Raw genomic sequence first — 17983 nt, forward strand, 5'->3', positions numbered from 1 at the left:
GGTGCGCCTTCACGCCTATTTCCGCAGTTCGACGAGCTATCGCGTTCGCATCGGTCTGAATCTCAAGGGCCTCGATTATGAAATCGTGCCGGTCGACATCGTCGCCGGCGAACAGCGGCAGGACGTCTATCGCGGCAAGAACCCCTATGCCGGCGTGCCCGCGCTCGAGGTCGACGGGCGCGTCTATGCCCAGTCTATGCCGATCCTCGAATGGCTCGACGAGCGCTATCCCGAGCCGGCCTTCCTGCCCGGCGATGCCGACCGGCGCTTCGCCGTGCGCGAGCTCGCCTATGCCATCGCCACCGAACTGCATGGGCCGCTGAATTCGCCGGTTCTCAAGTACCTGGAGACCGAATTTGACCAGGACCAGGAGGGCGTGCGCCGCTGGTATCACCACTGGCTGGCCAAGACTCTCGGCGGGGTCGAGGCGCGGCTCGCCGAACTCGGCGTCGGCGACTTCTTCGGTGAGGCGCCGGGATTGTTCGAATGCGTGCTGATCCCGCAGCTCTACAATGCACGGCGCTTCGGTTTCGACTTGTCGGCGATGCCCTGGATGCACCGCATCGAGAGCGCCTGCCTCGAACTGCCGGCCTTCATCCGCGCGCATCCCGACAATCAACCCGACGCCCGCTGAAGCTCCGATAGGTCGAGCAAATCCAGCAGCTTGATGCGGCCTTCTCGCACGACATACCAGACTTGTGGATCGTCGAGATCGGCGGGCGCGATCGTCTCGGGCCAGTGCTGCGCGACAACGGCCTCGATCGCTGCGATCCGCGCTTCGTCGAGCAGGAAGCGCGGATCGACCGTGGCCGGATCGGCGACGACGCGCAGCCGCAGGCAAGCGGGACCGCCGCCGTTGGCCATGGATTCGCGAATCTCGACCGGGATCAGGCGGCGGATCGGGCCGTTGCTGGCCACCAGGGCTTCGAGCCAGGACCAGACGCGGGGATTGGCGCGCGCTTCGGTGGGCAGAATCAGCGCCATGCCGCCCTCTGGCAGGGTTACGAGTTGCGCGTTGAACAGATAGGAGGAAATGGCATCGGCGAGGCTCACCGCCGCGGCTGGAACTTCGATGATCGCGACTTCGGGTAACTTCTCACGAAGCGCCGCATAAAGCGCTGTCGGATCGACGAAAGCCTCTTCGTGGGCGAAGAGCACCCTTTCGTTCGCCACCGCCACGACGTCGTTGTGGAAGGCACCCGCGGCGATCGCTGCGGGCGACTGCTGGGCAAAGATCACGCGCGTCGGATCGAGACCATGCAGCCTGGCAACGGCCTTGCTCGCTTCAGCGTGCTGGCGTGCGGGATAGGGGCCGCCGGGTTGGCCGTAGACGAAAACCTCCATTCCCAAGGCGTTATGGTTCGAACACAGGCGCATATGGTTGGCGGCGCCCTCGTCGCCGAAGGGTGGCGTGACAGGGGTGTGGACCACGAAATGGCGTGTGTCGGCGAAGGCGAGGCGAAGCTGCGCGAGGGTGCCCGGCCATTCGTGGCTGCGGTGGGGCATGGTCACGAGGTTGGCGACGGTCAGGTGGCAGCGGCGATCGGCGGTGTCCGGCGCGGGGGAAACCGTTGCGGCATTCGCGGCCCACATCGCCGAGGCCGAAAAAGCATTGGCGCGCAGGGCCTTGTCAGCGCTTTCCATCGTGCTTCCGAGGCCGGCGAGCCAGTCTTCGTCGGGGCGATCGAGCGGCACGAAAATCCCCTGGACGAGCCCGAGTGCGAGGTTCGCGCGCATCTTGGCCAGGCCCTGTAGCGCGGCTTCGCGGGGATGGGCGCGCTTGCCGGCATTGGCCGTGGCGGCGAGGTTGCCGAGCGCGAGGCCGGCGAAATTGTGGCTCGGCCCGACGAGCCCATCGAAGTTGATCTCGACCAGGCTCATCGCGGAACGTAAGTCACGGAATCGCCGACGGAAATGCCGAGTGCTTCGGCCGCGCCGGGGTTCAGCTTGACACCTGTCGTTGTTGCCGCAATCCGGCCGCATGAGGCGCGGAATGCGCCCAGATGCCCGTGCGCGACCAGGCAGTCCTCACCCTCGTCGCTCAGGCCGACGATCTCGGCCGTGCGCGCGGCCTTGATCGTCGCGATCCCGTCAGTCGGCGCGGTCATCGTCGGGCCGCCGTCGAACACGTCGACGTAGCATTCGTAGCGGAAGCCCTCGTTCTCCAACATGCGCTGCGCGGCGCGGCCCGACTGGTGCGGCTTGCCGATGACCGCGAGCGCGGTCTCGGGCAGGAGTGCGGTGTAGATCGGGTGCTTGGGCATGAGGTCGGCGATGAACTGGTTGCCGTGGACCGCGTTGAAATCGTCGGCCTCGCGGAAGCTCATGCCGAAGAAGCGGCCGGCGAGACCATCCCAGAAGGCCGAGCCGCCGGTTTCGTCGTGCGCGCCGCGCAGTTCGGCGATGGTCCGGTCGGCGAAGCGCGCGCGGTGCATCGCCATGAACAGGTAGCGGCTGCGCGCGAGCAGTGCGCCGGTGCCCGCGGCGCGTTCGCCGGCGAGAAGGAACAGTCCGCCGACCTCGCTCGCGCCGTCGAGATCGGTCGAGAGCACGAGCGTCTCGGCGCGGATCGTGCGGTCGAGCTCCTTCGAATATTGGGTGAAGGTGCTGATCCGGTACGAGTAGAATGGCCAGCGCGAGCCGATCCGAGAGAAGATCTGGCAGGTGCCGCGAACCTTGGCACTCGCGGTGTCCTCGAGCACGAAAAGGAACAGGTCGTCGGCCAGGGTTTCCTCGTCGCGCGAGAAGGAGGCTTCGGTCCGTGCGAGCTTGGCCTTGAGGGTCGGCCGGTCGGGCGGCAGGTTGGTGAAGCCGCCGCCGGTGCTCTTGGCCATCTGGTAGAGCGCGGGCAGGTCGCCGGCTCGCGCCGCGCGCAGGACGAAGCTCATGCCAGGCCTCCCCGATCGAGCCGGTGGAGCACGAGCGCGGTCAGCCGCGCGCGCGGAACGAGCGAGGCCATGTCGACATACTCCTGCGGTGAATGGATGAAATCGCCGCGTGCGCCCATCGTGTCGAGCACGGGGACACCATGGGCGGCGATGTTGTTGCCGTCGCAGACGCCGCCGGTGTCGTGCCAGGCAAGGGTCTCGCCGAGATCGGTGGCGGCGCGCGAGACGAGGTCGAACAGGCGCTCTGCCCCCGGATAGATCGGCTTGGGCGGGCGGCCGAAACCGCCGTGCACCGCAATCGTGACGTCGTGCTCGGCGGCGACCTCGGCGACGAAGCGGTCGATCAGCACCCGGGCTTCGAGCGCCTCGTCGGGGTCGCGCGGGCGCAGGTTGAAGCGCAGCACCGCGCGCGCCGGGACGATGTTGTTGGGGCCGCCACCGTCGATCCGGGCCGGATTGATGCTGAGCGCCGCATGTCGTGCGCGGTGGAGCCGCAAGGCGAGATCGCCCGCGGCGACCACCGCGTTGCGCCCGGCTTCGGGATTGCGCCCGGCGTGTGCGGCTCGGCCGGTGACGACCGCGGCGAAATTGCCCGATCCCGGTCTCGCGCGCGCCATGCCGCCGCCCGGCAGCGCGGGTTCGTAGGTCAGCGCCGCGAGCTTTCCCGGTGCGAGTTCACCGATCAGCCGCGCGGACGAGGCCGAGCCGGTCTCTTCGTCGCTGTTGATCAGCACGTCGTAACCGAGCCGCGGATTGCTTGCCTCGAAGGCCGCGAGCCCCGCGAGCATCAGCGCGAGGCCGCCCTTCATGTCGGCCGCGCCCGGGCCGTTGAGACGGTCGGCGTCGAGCCAGGTGCTCGCCTGGAACGGATGGTCGGCGGGATAGACCGTGTCCATGTGCCCGGTCAGCAGCACGCGGCGTGTCGCGTCGGGCCGCACGCACAGGACGAAGTGACGGCCGTGCGGGACCGGGGCGAGTTCGCCGTCGGCGGTGATGCTCTCGACTTGGGCGGGCTCTTCGAGCGAGATCGTGCCGGGCAGGGCGGCGAAGGCGTCGGCGAGGCGCCCGGCCAAGGTCGCCAGCCCGACAAGGTTGGCCGTGCCGCTGTTGATCGCGGTCCAGTCGAGCACTTGCCTCTGCATCTCTTCGCGCGAGATCGGCTCGATCAGGGCCGCCTCGTCGCGCGTCATGCGGTGAGCATCCCGGCCAGCGAGTCCCGGTTGCCCGTGGGCAGGGCCGCCTCGAAGCTCGCCACCGGATAGGCGCAGTAGTCGGCCGCATAGAAGGCGCTGGGTCGATGGTTGCCGGAGTCGCCGAGCCCGCCGAAGGGCATGGCCCCCGAAGCGCCGGTGGTCGGCCGGTTGCGGTTGACTACGCCGGCGCGGCTCTCGACGACGAAGCGCTGCCACAGCGCAAGATCGGCGCTGACCAGCCCCGCGGCGAGGCCGAACCGCGTGGCATTGGCTGCGGCGATCGCAGAGTCGAAGTCGGCAACGCGCGTGACCTGAAGCACGGGCGCGAAGATCTCCTCGTCGGGCACGGTCAGGCCGGTGACGTCGAGCAGGGCCGGGGCGACGAAGGTCGCGCGGCGATCGGCCAGCGGTTCGAGCAGGCGGATTGGCTTCGCGCCCAGCGCGACGATCTGGCCGACCTGCTGTTGCGCGCGCGCCGCGGCTTCGGGCGAGATCAATGGCCCCATGTAGGGCGTGGGTTCCTCGTCCCAGGCGCCCAGGCGCAGCCGGTCGCGCAGCATTGCGACCGCTTCGATCACGGCGTTGCCGAACCTGCCGCGGGGCAGGATCAAGCGCCGGGCGCAGGAGCAACGCTGGCCGCTGGTGACATAGGCCGATTGCACTACCAGGGCTGCCACCTCTTCGACGTCGAGCGCGCCTTCGGCTCCGTCCCAGACCACCAGCGGATTGTTGCCGCCGAGTTCGAGGGCGAGAATCACTTTGGGCCGATCGGCGAAAATCCGCCGGAAATGCGCGCCGGCCGTGGCCGAACCGGTGAACAGCAGCCCGTCGATGTCTGCCGCGACCAGCGCTGCGCCAGTCTCCTTGCCGCCCTGCACCAGCGATAACACGCCCTCGGGCAGGCCGGCGTCGGACGAGGCCTGAGCCATGGCCTCACCCACGGCAGGGGTAAGTTCGCTCGGCTTGAAGAGGACCGCATTGCCCGCGAGTAGCGCGGGAACGATGTGGCCGTTCGGCAGGTGGCCGGGGAAATTGTAGGGGCCGAGGACGGCCATGACTCCGTGCGGGTGGTGGCGCAGCACGGCTTCGCCGAAGGTCGTCGCGGTGTGCTTCTCGCTTGCGCGATCGGCTTGGGCGGCGATCGACAGATCGACCTTGCCGATCATCGAGGCCACTTCGCCGCGGCCTTCCCACAGCGGCTTGCCCGTCTCGCGCGATATGAGGCGGGCGAGGTCGTCGCTGCGCTTCTCGAGTTCGCCGCGGTAGGCGCGGGCGACGGCGAGGCGCTGCGCGAGCGGCGTCGAAGCCCAGGCCGCATGGCTGAGGCGCGCGGTGTCTACCGCACGGGCGACCGCTTCGGGCATGGCGGCAGGGCCCTCCCAGACCACTTCGCCCGTGGCCGGATCGAAGGATTGCAGCATCGCATGCATCATCCTCCGATGTAGGGATTCTACAAGCCCCTTCCAGGAGAACGGCGCCGCGGCTGCGGTGGACTGTCCCGTGATGGCGCTAACGGGTTGTATCGGCGGTGTTTCCGCGGTTGCACACAGGCCCGGGCTGAAAGATGATGCAGCGGCTTGTGTGCTATGGGAACTTTTCCCTACGGCGCGCGATTAGGCGTTTGATGTGCGGGGCTCGAACGGTCTCGCCCATGCGGGTTCGATGGGGGTTATGCAGCAGCGGGTCAGCGACAGATTTGCGTTTCTGCGTCGCAGTACGGCGCGGTTCGATGCCTGTGCGGGCGTCGTCGCGGCCGCGCTCGCGCTGACGGCTCTGCCCGCCTGGGCGCAGGATGCCGCTTCCGCTCCCGCCGAGACCACGCTCGAAGCCGGCAAGCTGCCGGTGCCCGCGGCCCCGCCCGAGGCAAACCTGCCCGCGGTCGATCCCGTGATCTCCGACGATGCCTTCAACAAGGCGATCCCTTCGCTCGACGTTGACGATGATCCCGAACTCGGCCGGCCGCTCGAATCGATCGAGGCATTCGAACGCGCCATGGCGGCCAAGCAGGCTGGCGCCAAGCCCAGCGAGGGCCAGGCACCGCCCGCGGGCAATCCGGCGCTGGCCGACGGCACCGCGACCGAGCAGATCGGCGACGCGCCGGTCACCGATGCCGAACTGTCGAAGCCGCTGCCGCCGCTCGACCAGTTCCAGGTCGAACCGGTCCAGTTCGCCGAGGCGGAGGAGGACGACAGTGCGGCGGCCGTGGTCTACCGCGTCGAGGTCAATGGCCTCGACAAGGCCGATGCCGAGACCGAGACCGACCTGCGCGACCTGTTCGACGCTCTCTCCGCGCTCGGCGACGGCAAGGGCAAGGCCGCCAACGCGGCGATGGTCACGGCGCGCCTGACCGAGGACGAGGTTCTGCTCGAGCGCATTCTTGCCTCCGAAGGCTGGTTCGGTGCGCGCGTGCGCACCCGGCTCAGCCGCGGCGGCACCAACGAGAATGACCGCGAAGACGAGGATGGGGGCGAGCCTGCGACCCAAGGCGCGAGCGCCAGGGCGGCCGCTCCGGGGCTTACTGCGGTGCTCGATGTTACGCCGGGCAAGCGCTACGCGCTCGGCACGATCACGATCCAGGCGGCGCCGACGATGCCGGCCGGCCTCGTCGAGAAGAATTTCGCGCTCAAGGTGGGCGAACCGATCGTCGCGCAGCGCGTCCAAGGCGCCGAGGCGCAGATCGCCGTGGCGCTGCCGCAGGAAGGCTATCCCTTCGCCGAAGTCGGCGAGCGCGACGTCCTGCTCGATCGCGAGACGGGACAGGGCGACTATACCCTGCCGGTCACCATCGGCCCGCGCGCGCGCTTCGGCGATATCGCCACGACCGGCGACCTCGCCTTCGACGCCAAGCATGTCGGCGTGCTGACGCGGTTCAAGCGCGGCGAACTCTACGACAGCCGGAAGGTCGACGATCTGCGCCAGGCGATGGTCGCGACGGGGCTGTTTTCGTCGGTGGCGATCGAACCGCAGCGGACCGGGGAGAAGGTGGAAGGCCAACCCCCGGGCGACGATGCCGAATATGTGACGATGATGGTAACCCAGGACGCGGGGCCGCCGCGCACGATCGCGGGCACCGCCGGTTACGGCACGGGCCAGGGCTTCCGCGCCGAGGCGAGCTGGACGCACCGCAATATGTTCCGACCCGAAGGCGCGCTGATCGCGCGCGGCGTGCTCGGCACGCAGGAGCAGGGCGCGGGCGTGACCTTCCGCCGTTCGAACGCCGGTCAACGCGATCGCACGTTCGAACTGACGGCCGAGGCACTGCGCAGCGATTACGATGCCTACAACGCCTATACGGGCCGACTGGCGACACGCATCTATCGCGATTCGACGCCGATCTGGCAGAAGAAGATCACCTATGCGGTCGGCGCCGAAGTGCTGGCGACGGGCGAAGAGGTCTACGATTTCGCCGTCGGTGATCGCCGTCGGCGAACGTTCTTCATCGGCGCGCTCAGCGGCCAGCTCGGGCTCGATACCAGCGACGACCTGCTCAATCCCACGAAGGGCTTTCGCCTTACCACGCTGATCCAGCCCGAAGGTTCGCTCCAGGGTGGCTTCACGCCTTATCTGCGCGCGCGCATCGATGCTTCGGGCTATTATCCGGTGAGCGACGATTTCGTCCTGGCCGCGCGAGTCCGCTTCGGCACGATCCAGGGCGCGGCGCGTGACGACATCGCGCCATCGCGGCGGTTCTACGCGGGCGGCGGCGGTTCGGTGCGCGGCTATGGCTTCCAGATGCTCGGGCCGCTCGATCCCAACGGTGATCCGATCGGCGGGCGCTCGGTCAATGAGGCTGCTGCCGAAGTGCGCTATCGCTTCGGCAACTTCGGCGTGGTCGGTTTCGTCGACGTCGGCCAAGCCTATGAGTCGACGATGCCCAAGCTCTCCGACCTGCGCTACGGCGTCGGCATCGGCGGACGGTTCTATACCAATTTCGGACCGATGCGGCTCGACATCGCGACGCCGATCAACCGGCGTCCGGGCGAGGCGCGGGTCAGCGTCTACGTCTCGATCGGCCAGGCGTTCTGATGGCCGACGAGCAGGATCCTCCCGTGGACGACGGCACGCCAGAAACGACGCCCGAGAGCCCGCCCGTCGAGGCCGAGGCGACCGAGACCACCGAGGTCCGCGTCGAGCAGCGGACCAACTGGCCGCTGCGCATCGTCAAATGGGTGGTCGGCCTCGTCGTCGGCCTGGCCGCGCTGGTCGCGCTAGGCGTCTATCTGCTCGACACCGGGCCGGGGCATCGCTTCGTCTCGGATCAGATCGAGAAGCTGCAGTTCGAGAACGGGCTCAAGATCAAGGTCGCGCGGATCGACGGCTCGATCTACGGCGCGATGACCCTGCGCGGGCTGTCGGTCGGCGACCAGAAGGGCGAATTCCTGTTCTCGCCCGAGATCAAGGTCGACTGGCGGCCGTTTTCCTATCTCAGCAATCACGTTGACCTGCGCGCGCTGACCGCGCAGCGGATGGTGCTGCGCCGCGCGCCCGAGCTCAAGCCCTCGACCGAGGAAGGGCCGCTGCTGCCCGATCTCGACATCGACATCGGCAAGCTGCGCGTCGATCGCTTCGTGGCCGAGGCGCCGGTTTCGGGCGAGCGCCGCATATTCCTGCTCGACGGCCGCGCGCATATCGCCGCGGGCCGCGCGCAGGTGTGGTTCGACGGTTCGGCGGTCGGCGGCCAGGGCCGCGCCGGCGGTGACCGGGTCAAGCTCGTGCTCGACGCGGTGCCCGAGACCAACAAGCTCAATTTCCAGCTCTCGCTCGACGCACCCCAGGGCGGTGTGCTCGCCAGGCTCTCGGGCCTGACCCAGCCGCTGTCGGTGCGGATCGACGGCAAGGGCGACTGGAAGGTGTGGAACGGCAAGTTCGACGCCGACCTCGGCGGCGCGGAATTCGCGCGGCTGGCGCTGACCGCGCGCGACGGTACCTTTGCGATCAAGGGCCCGGCGCGCTTCGCCCGCCTCGTCAACGGCGCCACCGCCAACCTGCTCGGCCCCGCGAACGCGATCGACCTGACCGCCGTGGTCAAGGCGCGCAAGGCCGACCTTTCGGGCACCCTTTCGGGCGATGCCATGGGCCTGTCGGTCAAGGGCGGGGTCGACCTTTCGAACAACAGCTTCGCCGATTTCCAGGTCGGTTTCGCGCTGCTCAGGCCCTCGGCGATCGCGCCGAACCTGTCGGGCCAGGACATGCGCGCGCAGCTCACGCTCAACGGCGCCATGGCCCGGCCGACGGTCGCCTACGTTCTCAACGCCGCGCGAATCCAGATGAACGACATGGGGCTCGAGCGGCTGACCGCCACAGGCGAGTCACGCGTCGATGCCGATCGCATCATCATTCCCGTCGCCGCGCGCGTCGGGCGGATCACCGGGCTCGACACCGTCGCCGGCGGCCAGCTCGCCAATGTCCGCCTCGACGGCGATCTCGCGATCGACTGGCCGCGGATACTCTCGGACAACATGCGCATCCGCTCGGACCGCATCGACGCCGGCCTCGTGCTGATCGCCGACACCTCGAAGGGGCTCTACACTGGCGCGATCAACGGCAAGATCGACAACTACAAGGTCGAGAGCGTCGGCACCTTCAACATCGAGACCAATGTCGATCTCAAGACCGTGCCGCAGGGCTTCGCCATGGTCGGCAAGGTCCGCGCGCGCTCGACCAAGCTGAGCAACGAGGGCGTGCGCAACTTCCTCGGCGGCAATCTCACGGCTTCGGCTGGCGTTGCCTATGGGCCCGACGGGATCATCCGCTTCAACACCTTGCGTCTGGAATCACCGCAGCTGCGCGTGACCGGCGGCGACGGTTCCTATTCGCCGAGCGGCCAGATCGTGCTCAACGCCCAGGCCGTCCACCGGCAATACGGCAAGGTCGGCGTCAAGGTTGCGGGCACGGTCAGCAATCCGCGCGCGAGCGTCGTGGCCGAGCGGCCGGGGCTGGGCATCGGCCTCGCCAATCTCGAGGCGCAGATCACCGGCGCGCCGGGCGGCTATCGCCTCAAGGCCGAGGCCGACACCGACTACGGCCCGCTGACCGCCGACGTCGTTCTGGGCTTGGGCAAGGTCACAACCGTCGAGATCGCCAGCGCCAACCTAGGTGGCATCGACTTCGCCGGATCGCTGCGGCAATTGCCCGCAGGGCCTTTCGCCGGCCAACTCACCGCCAGGGGCAACGGGCTCAACGGTCTTGTCCGGCTCGGCGCCCAGGGCAAGTACCAGGAAGCCCTGATCAACCTGCGCGCCGAGGATACCGTGCTGCCCGGACCCGCCAGCCTGGCGATCGGCGCGGCGATCGTCGACGCGCGCGTGGTGCTCTACGACAAGCCTTGGATCGTCGCCGATGCGCAGATCGCCGACACCCGCATCAACGCGCTGTCGATCCGCGAGGCGCGCGCGATCATCGATTACCGCGACGGCCGCGGCCAGGCCAAGCTCGTCGCGCGCGGCTATACCGGCGTACCATTCCGCATCGCCGCCAATGCCGATCTCCAGCCCAAGCTGTGGAAGGCGATGATCAACGGCACCGTCCGCGGGCTCGCCTTCAAGACGACCTCGCCGGCGCGCGTCATCCCGAGTGCCAAGGGCTACGAACTGCTGCCGACGCGGATCGACTTCGGCAAGGGCAACATCCGCCTCGCGGGCACCTACGGCCCAGGGCTAAAGGTCGAAACCCGGCTCGACGCCTTCGACATGAGCCTGGTCAACGCCTTCATGCCGGCGATCGGCGTGGGCGGCAGCGCCACGGGCAGCCTCGACTTCGAACAGGCCACCACCGACGCCTTCCCGCGCGCCGACGCGCGGCTCTCGATCGACAACTTCACGCGCACGACCTCGGTCTCGATCTCGGAGCCCGTCGACGTCAACTTCGTCGGCAAGCTGCTGCCCGACGGCGGCGAGGCCAGCGCCGTGTTCCGCGAGCGCGGCACGGTGATCGGCCGGATGCAGGCCTCGCTGCGGCCGCTGCCGCCGGGCGCCGGTGCCTGGACCGACCGGCTGTTCGGCGCACCGCTCGGTGGCGGCATCCGGTACAACGGCCCGGCCGACACGCTGTTCTCCTTCGCGGGCCTGTCGAACCAGCGGCTCTCGGGACCGATCGGCGTCGCCGCGGACTTCTCGGGCCGGCTTTCCGCCCCGGCGCTCACCGGCGTCATCCGCGCCAACAGCCTGACCTACGAGAACCAGATCTACGGCACCAAGCTGACCAACATGGCGCTTTCCGGCCGGTTCACCGGCGACCGGTTCGAGATCGAGAAGCTGACCGCCAATGCCGGAGCCGGCACGCTTGCCGCCTCGGGCTTCGTCAGCCTGGCGGCCGAGGCCGGCTATCCGATGGACGTCTCGGTAACGATGAACAACGCCCAGCTCGCGCGCAGCAACGCCGTTTCGGCCGCGGCGACAGGCCAGCTCCGCCTTACCAAGGCCGCGGGCGAGACCGCATTGCTCCAGGGCAAGATCGCATTGCCCGAGACGCGCTACGAGATCATTCGCCAGGGCGCTTCGCAGGTGCCCGAGCTGACCGGCGTGCGCTTCAAGCCGAACCGGCGCCAGCGCTTCACCACCGAGGAGCCGCAGAAGCCCGCGCCGGGCCTGTTCAGCAACATCCGCCTCGACCTGGCGCTGTCGGCGCCCGAGCGGCTCTATGTCTCGGGCATGGGGCTCGAGTCCGAATGGGGCGCCAACTTCCGCGTGACCGGCACCAGCGCCGTGCCGAACCTGACCGGGGAGGTCGAGCTGATCCGCGGCACCCTGGGCTTCGCCAACCGCAATTTCGACCTGACCGAGGGCCGCGTGACCTTCACTGGCGGGCGCACGATCGATCCGATCGTCCAGATGACCGCGAGCGACGACATCGAGGACGTCACGGTTAACGTCAACGTGGCGGGTCGCGCCTACAACCCGCAGATCACGTTCTCGTCCTCGCCGGGCCTGCCGCAGGACGAGATCCTCAGCCGCATCCTGTTCGGCTCGTCGGTCACCTCGATCTCGCCGATCCAGGCGGTCCAGCTTGCGGCCTCGCTCAATTCGCTGCGCGGCTCGGGCGGTGGGCTCAACCCGATGGGCAAGCTGCGCTCGGCCACGGGCATCAGCCGCCTGCGCATCCTCTCGCCCGACGAGGCGAGCGGTCGCGGTACGGCGCTGGCGGCAGGGCAATACATCACCGACGACATCTACGTCGAACTCGTCACCGACGCGCGCGGATTCACCGCCACCCAGCTCGAGATCAGTCTGACCAAGTGGCTGTCGCTGCTGAGCCAGGCGGGCGGCTCGGGCGTGACCAACTTCAACCTGCGCGTGCGGAAGAACTACTGATGCGCGCTCTGGCGGTTGTCGCGCTGCTCCTGCTGGCCGGTTGCCAGAAGAGCTTCGATGAGCGTTACGAAGAGGCGCAGAAGAAGATGACGAGCCAGGCCGCCTCGATCGACCAGGAACTGGCGACAAAGGCCAGCGAGGCGGCGATGGGGGAGGCGGCGGCGAGCGAGGCTGTCGTGGTTGCGACCGCAGCAGCTAATCCAACCCATTCCCCGTCGCCCCTGCGTAGGCAGGGGCCTAACTAAGCTCTCGTCCTGAATGGAAGGCGTGTGAAGGCGCGGTCAGTTGGGCCCCTGCCTTCGCAGGGGCGACAGAAGAGTTTTGCGACGGATAGAGTTTGCGAAAGGCAAGCTCGGGGTTGGGATACCTGGTCCTACAAATTCGCCGTCTGGATATGCTCGTACAGGTCGCGCCAATCGGGATTGGCCCGTCGGATCAGTCGCAGCTTCCACTGCCGTTTCCATTTCTTCATCGCCTTCTCGCGCAAGATGGCGGCCTCGATCTCGTCGTGCCATTCGGCATGGACCAGCCGCGTCAGGCCATGCTCGACGCAAAACTGCGATCCGCGGCCTTCGCGATGCTGCGTCACGCGCGTTGCGAGGTCAGCGGTCACGCCGATGTAGAGCGTGCCGTGAGGACCGTTGGTCATAATGTAGACCCAGCCGCCTTTCATAGGCGGAATATAGCGTGGTGCTAGAGGGGGCGTGGCGGAAGAAACTCCACTCCTGATCCGATTTATCGGCTTATCCGCCACCATCCGTCACCCTTGCGAAGGCAGGGGCCCAACTGACCGCGCCTCAACACGCCTTCCGTTTCAGGATGAGAGCTTGGCTGGGCCCCTGCCTACGCAGGGGCGACGGGTTTAGTTTTGGGCAGATGGGTGGCGACGGGAGCCGGACGGCAGCGCAACTCACTCCGGCCCGAGCATCTTCTCCGGCCGGACCAGGTCGTCGTACTCCTCCGCGCTGACATCCCCACTCGCGACGGCGGCTTCGCGCAGGGTAATCCCCTGCTTGTGCGCCGCCTTGGCGATCGCCGCGGCCTTGTCATAGCCGATCCTGGGCGCCAGCGCCGTGACCAGCATCAGCGAGCGTTCGACCCCCGCGCGGATGTTGTCCTCGCGCGGCTCGAGGCCGAGCAGCAGGTGTTCGGTGAAGCTTTCGGCCGCGTCGGCGAGCAGGCGCACCGACTGCAGGAAGTTGTAGGCCATGACCGGGCGGTAGACGTTGAGCTCGAACTGTCCCTGGCTGTCGGCGAAGGTCAGGGTCGCGTGGTTGCCGAAGACCTGCGCGCAGACCTGGGTCATCGCTTCGCACTGGGTCGGGTTGACCTTGCCCGGCATGATCGACGAGCCGGGCTCGTTCTCGGGCAGGGCCAGTTCGCCGAGGCCCGAACGCGGCCCCGAGCCGAGATAGCGGATGTCGTTGGCGATCTTGAACAGGCTGGCGGCGAGCGTGTTGAGCGCGCCGTGGGCGAATAGCAGCGCGTCCTGTGCAGCCAGCGCCTCGAACTTGTTGGGCGCCGAGGTGAAGGGCAGGCGGGTCGCTTCGGCGATCGCTCTGGCCACGTCGTCGGCGAAGCCCAGAGGCGCGTTGAGCCCGGTGCCGACCGCGGTGCCGCCCTGCGCGAGCTCGCAGATTCCGGGCAGGGTGGTGCGCAGGCGGTCGATGCCGTTGGCCACCTGCCGCGCATAGCCCGAGAATTCCTGGCCCAAGGTCAGCGGCGTCGCGTCCTGCGTGTGCGTGCGGCCGATCTTGACGATGTGGTCCCAGGCGCGCGCCTTGACATCGAGTGCGTCGTGCAGCGCGGTCAGCGCGGGGAGCAGCCGCGCGTCGATCTCGGTGACCGCGGCGACGTGGATCGCCGTGGGAAAGGTGTCGTTCGACGACTGGCTCATGTTGACGTGGTCGTTGGGATGGACCGGCGTCTTGGCGCCGAGCTGCCCGCCGAGGATCAGGTTGGCGCGGTTGGCGATGACCTCGTTGAGGTTCATGTTGGTCTGGGTGCCCGAGCCGGTCTGCCAGACGACCAGCGGGAATTCGTCGTCGAGTCCGCCGTCGACGATCTCGTCGGCCGCGAGGACGATCGCGTCGGCCAGCCTGCCGTCGAGCAGGCCCAGGTCCTGGTTCACTCGCGCCGCGGCGCGCTTGACCACGGCCAGAGCGCGGATCAGCGGGCGCGGCATGCGCTCCTCGCCGATGCGGAAGTTCTCGGAAGAGCGCTGCGTCTGCGCGCCCCAGAGGCGGTTCGCCGGGACTTCGATCGCCCCCATCGTGTCGCGTTCGGTGCGGGTCTCGGTCACGGCTGTCCTCTTCGTACGGGGATCAGTTTGCGCGGGGATCAGGACGGATCGCTGGGCTTCACGCGGTTCTTGTGGCGCCGCCAGACATAGTAGCCGCAACCGGCCACGCCGCCGCCGACGAGCACGGCCTGGCCCGCCACGGTCGCGGCGGCGGTGAGGCCGCCCACGGTCACGCCCCAGGCCAGTTGCGAGAGAACCGAGATGATCGCCTGCATCGCTCCAAGATCGGCCTGCGGGGGGCTGGGGTCAAGGGCGCGGCACTCGTCCTGACGCTTCTGCAACCCCGCCGAGGTGCAAAAAGGTCAAAGAAAAAGGGCGCGGACCTTTGCGATCCGCGCCCCTCCTTGGCTTCCTCTCGCAGAAGCTCGAAAATCAGGCCTTCAGGCCCGATGTCAGGCCATGGCGTCGACCGTTTCGGTCTGCGCCTGGGGCTCGGTCTCCCAGCGGCCGAAGCCGTAGTCGCCCTTGATCGTCGTGCGGTGGACGACGCGGTCGTACTTGGGGTCGCAGCCACAAGCTTCATGCAGCATGCGCCAGTTGTCCCAGATCACCATGTCGGTGGGCTTCCACTGGTGGAAGTAGGGCTCGATCGTCGCCTCGACGTTCTCCCAGATCTCGGCGCAGAGTGCATTGCCTTCGGGGGTTTCGTTGCCGACGATGCCGCGGCAGCCATAGGGCGTCATGTGCAGCACCTTTTCGCCGGTCTCGCGCGTCCACACCGCGGGGTGGATCGAACGCGGCAGCTTCTTGGCATATTCGAGGATGTCGTCGTTCTTCGGCTGGATTTCCTTGAAGGTCTTGGGCAGTCCGAAGAACTGGCGCTCGTAATGCATGTCGAGCGTGTAGAGCAGTTCGATGTTCTCGGCCTTGTCGCGCAGCGTGGGATCCATGTCGTTGTAGATCTGGATACCGTCGGCAAAAGCGGTCAGGCCGCCCTCGGGCGCGATGACCTCGGCGCGGAGCACGCCGGCGCGGTTGAGCTCGTTGTTGTAGGTATGGTCGAAGTGCCAGGGCTGCCAGGTGACCAGGGTCTTGCCCTCGATCTCGCAGATCGCCGAGTCCGACTGCGCGCGGATCGTGATGACGCCCGGATAGCTGTCGTTGTCGAGGCGTTCGACCATCTTCACCGGGTGGTCCTTGAGCGGGCCGAAGACGTTGCTGATCTCGACCTGCATCTTGGCGCTGGGCTCGACGTTCTCGAACACGATCATGCCGCGGTCCTCGAACAGCTGCTGAAGCTGCTTGCGGACGGCTTCGTCCTTGAGTGTCTCCCAGGTCACGCCATCGACGCGCGCACCAAAGGACAGACCGTCCTGCAGCGGTTTAACTTCGATCGAAGCCATCTGATCCAACTCCCGCCTATCTGGCTATGTGTTACAAGGTAATACGATTGGGCACTATGTAACATGATTGGTGGCGGGCGTATAGAGGGATGATATGGTCGCCTACATCGCGGCGAACGCGCTGGCCGGATCGAAGTCCTCGAGCGGTTGGTGCCCAGATTGCGAAAAGTCACGGTGCCAGTTCGGCGTGCGGGTCGAGCTCTCGGCTTGCGGAAGTTGGTAGTTGAAGCAGACGCCCATGCGGCCCTGGTTGAGCGCCGCGGTCTGTTCGAGCGAGGGCGCGACATAGGCGCGAGCGCCCGAGACGAAGACTGCACGGCGCAGCAATGTCGCCCCTTCGGCTTCCTGTGGCGAGAGTTCGCGCTTCCATTGCGACAGGCGACGCAGGTCGCGCGTGGTACCGGCGATCGCGGTGCCGTCGAGTTGCCAGCGCAGTGTCTCGATTCCGCTCTCGTACAAGGTGGCCGTGGTCCGATCCTCGACCCGATCGGCGACGGTCATGTCGAAACGCATGGGCGCCGTGTCATCGGCGTGCGCGGCAGCGAGGATCGCGAGGTCGTAGAGATGCGTGCAGTGCTGCGCCGGATCGCGCGCTCCGACGTCGGCCAGAAGTTCACCGATCAGCTCTTTGGCAATGAAATGCGTCGCACCGGGACAGGCTGACCAGGGATGCCGCACCGCTTTGGCCGCGACCCGCGTCACGCGCCCTTCGGCGTGATCGAGGCGGATGTGGAAGCGGTGCATGTCGTCTTCGAGCGCCCCGCCGATCCAGCCATCACCGGGCTGGAGCATGATCCGGCGATGCAGGCCGGACGGATAGGTGGGGAACGCGGGCGTCATGTCTTCTGCTGTCGTCCCCGATAGGACAACCGCCATTCGGGCGGGAACTGGCTGTCGTTGTCCTTCACCGCGGCGGCCAGGCCCTTTTCGAAGGTCTCGGCATCGACGGCGATCTCGTCGGCGCTGTCGGGACGCACCGACGGCAGCATGCCTTCGAGCCAGCCGGCGAGGATAGAGCCCATATATTCGCCCTGCTGCTGCTTGAACACTTCGAAGAAGGTCTTCTGCATGACCACGGTGTCGGTCGGGCGGTTGCGCGAACAGGCGAGCGCGTATTTCATCGTCTCGGCCTCGAGCTGGTCGCGCGGAACCACCGAGTTGACGAAGTGGAGGTCCTTCATCTCCTTGGCGGTGAAGGGCCGGCCGGTGAAGACCATCTCCATGAACGGGCGCAGGCCCATGGTCAGCGCCCACTGCCACATGCGCGCGGCCCAGCCGACGTAGCGGAAGGCCGAATGACCGAACAGCGTATCGTCCGAGGCGATGACGATGTCGGCGTCGGCCGCCTGGTAGAAGTGCCAGCCGTAGCAATAGCCCTTGGCCTCGATGATCGAGATCTTCTTGAAGTCCTGCAGGCTGCGCAGGCCGAAGCGGGAGTCGGCATAGAGGTTGGTGACATTGGCGATGTAGCGATAGGAATCGCGCGGCGGGTAGGTAACGTCCTCGTCGGCTCCGATGCGGAACTCTGGCAGCGGCGAATAGTCCTCGTCGCCGTTGAACATGCCGGCCATCTCGGGAAGATCGGCGCCCGAGCCCAGATGCTCGCCGACGCCGCGGATGATCAGCACCTTGACGTCGTCGTCGACATTGGCGCGCAGCACGAGGTCGGCGAAGCGCTGGCGCGCGGCGATCGTCGGCGCGTTAAGCTGGTCCGGCCGATTGAGCGTGATGATCGCGATCTTGGTCGCCTTGTCCTTCTCGTAGAGGACGATCTCCTCGGCCGAGGGCTGGCCCTTGTCGTCCGGCCTGCTGTCGTCTGGCATGTCGTGCGTATTCCTGTTTCGTGGTCCTGCCGAGCTTTAGGTCTTTCACCTTGCCCGGCGATTCAATTGTCTGGAACGGTGCCCTGATCCGTTCTCCTTGCGCATTCGTCCAGCAGCGTTAGGCT

At 67.4% G+C, this 17983-nt stretch carries 14 protein-coding genes; 4 read left to right on the forward strand and 10 right to left on the reverse strand.

Annotated features, from left to right (window positions below; genetic code table 11):
• Window position 1: 1 nt before the first annotated feature.
• Window positions 2-634, forward strand: coding sequence for a maleylacetoacetate isomerase (gene maiA, locus WG901_RS00590; protein ID WP_339585086.1), 633 nt, complete (start codon window positions 2-4; stop codon window positions 632-634).
• On the opposite strand, the gene WG901_RS00595 is transcribed toward maiA, so the two are convergent.
• Genes WG901_RS00595 through astD form a run of 4 tightly spaced genes read right to left on the reverse strand, consistent with a single transcriptional unit; the run spans window position 616 to window position 5511 of the window.
• A complete protein-coding gene (locus WG901_RS00595; RefSeq protein ID WP_339585087.1) occupies window positions 616-1881 on the reverse strand; it encodes an N-succinylarginine dihydrolase in 1266 nt (421 codons plus the stop codon). The two genes, maiA and WG901_RS00595, sit on opposite strands and share 19 nt — an antisense overlap.
• Window positions 1878-2888 carry an arginine N-succinyltransferase gene (locus WG901_RS00600; RefSeq protein ID WP_339585088.1) on the reverse strand — a complete coding sequence of 337 codons (1011 nt, stop codon included), beginning with the start codon at window positions 2886-2888 and terminating at the stop codon, window positions 1878-1880. The genes WG901_RS00595 and WG901_RS00600 overlap by 4 nt, the downstream gene beginning before the upstream one ends.
• Complete coding sequence (locus tag WG901_RS00605; RefSeq protein WP_339585089.1) at window positions 2885-4078, reverse strand: hydrolase; 1194 nt, start codon at window positions 4076-4078, stop codon at window positions 2885-2887. The genes WG901_RS00600 and WG901_RS00605 overlap by 4 nt, the downstream gene beginning before the upstream one ends.
• A complete protein-coding gene (gene astD, locus WG901_RS00610; protein ID WP_417602019.1) occupies window positions 4075-5511 on the reverse strand; it encodes a succinylglutamate-semialdehyde dehydrogenase in 1437 nt (478 codons plus the stop codon). Before astD ends, WG901_RS00605 begins: the two co-directional genes overlap by 4 nt.
• 241 nt (window positions 5512-5752) lie before the next feature.
• Between astD and WG901_RS00615 the strand changes: the two genes are divergently transcribed.
• From WG901_RS00615 to WG901_RS00625, 3 genes are read left to right on the forward strand one after another with little or no spacing between them, the layout of a single operon-like run.
• On the forward strand, window positions 5753-8107 hold the full coding sequence (locus WG901_RS00615; RefSeq protein WP_339585091.1) for an autotransporter assembly complex protein TamA: 2355 nt from the start codon (window positions 5753-5755) through the stop codon (window positions 8105-8107).
• Window positions 8107-12390 carry a translocation/assembly module TamB domain-containing protein gene (locus WG901_RS00620; RefSeq protein WP_339585092.1) on the forward strand — a complete coding sequence of 1428 codons (4284 nt, stop codon included), beginning with the start codon at window positions 8107-8109 and terminating at the stop codon, window positions 12388-12390. Before WG901_RS00615 ends, WG901_RS00620 begins: the two co-directional genes overlap by 1 nt.
• On the forward strand, window positions 12390-12635 hold the full coding sequence (locus WG901_RS00625; protein WP_339585093.1) for a hypothetical protein: 246 nt from the start codon (window positions 12390-12392) through the stop codon (window positions 12633-12635). Before WG901_RS00620 ends, WG901_RS00625 begins: the two co-directional genes overlap by 1 nt.
• 128 nt (window positions 12636-12763) lie before the next feature.
• On the opposite strand, the gene WG901_RS00630 is transcribed toward WG901_RS00625, so the two are convergent.
• The 6 genes from WG901_RS00630 to WG901_RS00655 all read right to left on the reverse strand — a co-directional run bounded on the left by WG901_RS00630 (window position 12764) and on the right by WG901_RS00655 (window position 17858).
• Window positions 12764-13063, reverse strand: a complete 300-nt coding sequence (locus WG901_RS00630) for a GIY-YIG nuclease family protein (RefSeq protein ID WP_339585094.1) — start codon at window positions 13061-13063, stop codon at window positions 12764-12766.
• A 237-nt stretch (window positions 13064-13300) separates the two neighbouring features.
• On the reverse strand, window positions 13301-14692 hold the full coding sequence (gene fumC, locus WG901_RS00635; protein WP_339585095.1) for a class II fumarate hydratase: 1392 nt from the start codon (window positions 14690-14692) through the stop codon (window positions 13301-13303).
• 38 nt (window positions 14693-14730) lie between these two features.
• Window positions 14731-14907 (reverse strand): hypothetical protein, encoded by a 177-nt coding sequence (locus WG901_RS00640; RefSeq protein WP_339585096.1) that lies wholly within the window; start codon window positions 14905-14907, stop codon window positions 14731-14733.
• 177 nt (window positions 14908-15084) lie between these two features.
• Entirely contained in the window at window positions 15085-16035 is a 951-nt protein-coding gene (locus WG901_RS00645; protein ID WP_339585097.1) for a TauD/TfdA dioxygenase family protein, read from the reverse strand.
• Between the two features lie 102 nt (window positions 16036-16137).
• The gene (locus WG901_RS00650) at window positions 16138-16875 is read right to left on the reverse strand and encodes a hypothetical protein (protein ID WP_339585098.1); all 738 of its coding nucleotides are present in this window, start codon (window positions 16873-16875) and stop codon (window positions 16138-16140) included.
• Complete coding sequence (locus tag WG901_RS00655) at window positions 16872-17858, reverse strand: enoyl-CoA hydratase/isomerase family protein (protein WP_339585099.1); 987 nt, start codon at window positions 17856-17858, stop codon at window positions 16872-16874. The genes WG901_RS00650 and WG901_RS00655 overlap by 4 nt, the downstream gene beginning before the upstream one ends.
• Window positions 17859-17983 lie beyond the last annotated feature (125 nt).

This window comes from Novosphingobium anseongense (genome assembly GCF_037482895.1).
Taxonomy (GTDB): domain Bacteria; phylum Pseudomonadota; class Alphaproteobacteria; order Sphingomonadales; family Sphingomonadaceae; genus Novosphingobium; species Novosphingobium anseongense.

What these genes read in the sequence shown, in the direction of transcription:
- WG901_RS00650 (WP_339585098.1), bottom strand. Translation starts at nt 16,875, where the DNA reads ATGACGCCCGCGTTCCCCACCTATCCGTCCGGCCTGCATCGCCGGATC.
- WG901_RS00600 (WP_339585088.1), bottom strand. Translation starts at nt 2,888, where the DNA reads ATGAGCTTCGTCCTGCGCGCGGCGCGAGCCGGCGACCTGCCCGCGCTC.
- WG901_RS00625 (WP_339585093.1), top strand. Translation starts at nt 12,390, where the DNA reads ATGCGCGCTCTGGCGGTTGTCGCGCTGCTCCTGCTGGCCGGTTGCCAG.
- WG901_RS00640 (WP_339585096.1), bottom strand. Translation starts at nt 14,907, where the DNA reads ATGCAGGCGATCATCTCGGTTCTCTCGCAACTGGCCTGGGGCGTGACC.
- astD (WP_417602019.1), bottom strand. Translation starts at nt 5,511, where the DNA reads ATGCATGCGATGCTGCAATCCTTCGATCCGGCCACGGGCGAAGTGGTC.
- WG901_RS00630 (WP_339585094.1), bottom strand. Translation starts at nt 13,063, where the DNA reads ATGAAAGGCGGCTGGGTCTACATTATGACCAACGGTCCTCACGGCACG.
- WG901_RS00595 (WP_339585087.1), bottom strand. Translation starts at nt 1,881, where the DNA reads ATGAGCCTGGTCGAGATCAACTTCGATGGGCTCGTCGGGCCGAGCCAC.
- WG901_RS00615 (WP_339585091.1), top strand. Translation starts at nt 5,753, where the DNA reads ATGCAGCAGCGGGTCAGCGACAGATTTGCGTTTCTGCGTCGCAGTACG.
- WG901_RS00655 (WP_339585099.1), bottom strand. Translation starts at nt 17,858, where the DNA reads ATGCCAGACGACAGCAGGCCGGACGACAAGGGCCAGCCCTCGGCCGAG.
- WG901_RS00605 (WP_339585089.1), bottom strand. Translation starts at nt 4,078, where the DNA reads ATGACGCGCGACGAGGCGGCCCTGATCGAGCCGATCTCGCGCGAAGAG.
- WG901_RS00645 (WP_339585097.1), bottom strand. Translation starts at nt 16,035, where the DNA reads ATGGCTTCGATCGAAGTTAAACCGCTGCAGGACGGTCTGTCCTTTGGT.
- WG901_RS00620 (WP_339585092.1), top strand. Translation starts at nt 8,107, where the DNA reads ATGGCCGACGAGCAGGATCCTCCCGTGGACGACGGCACGCCAGAAACG.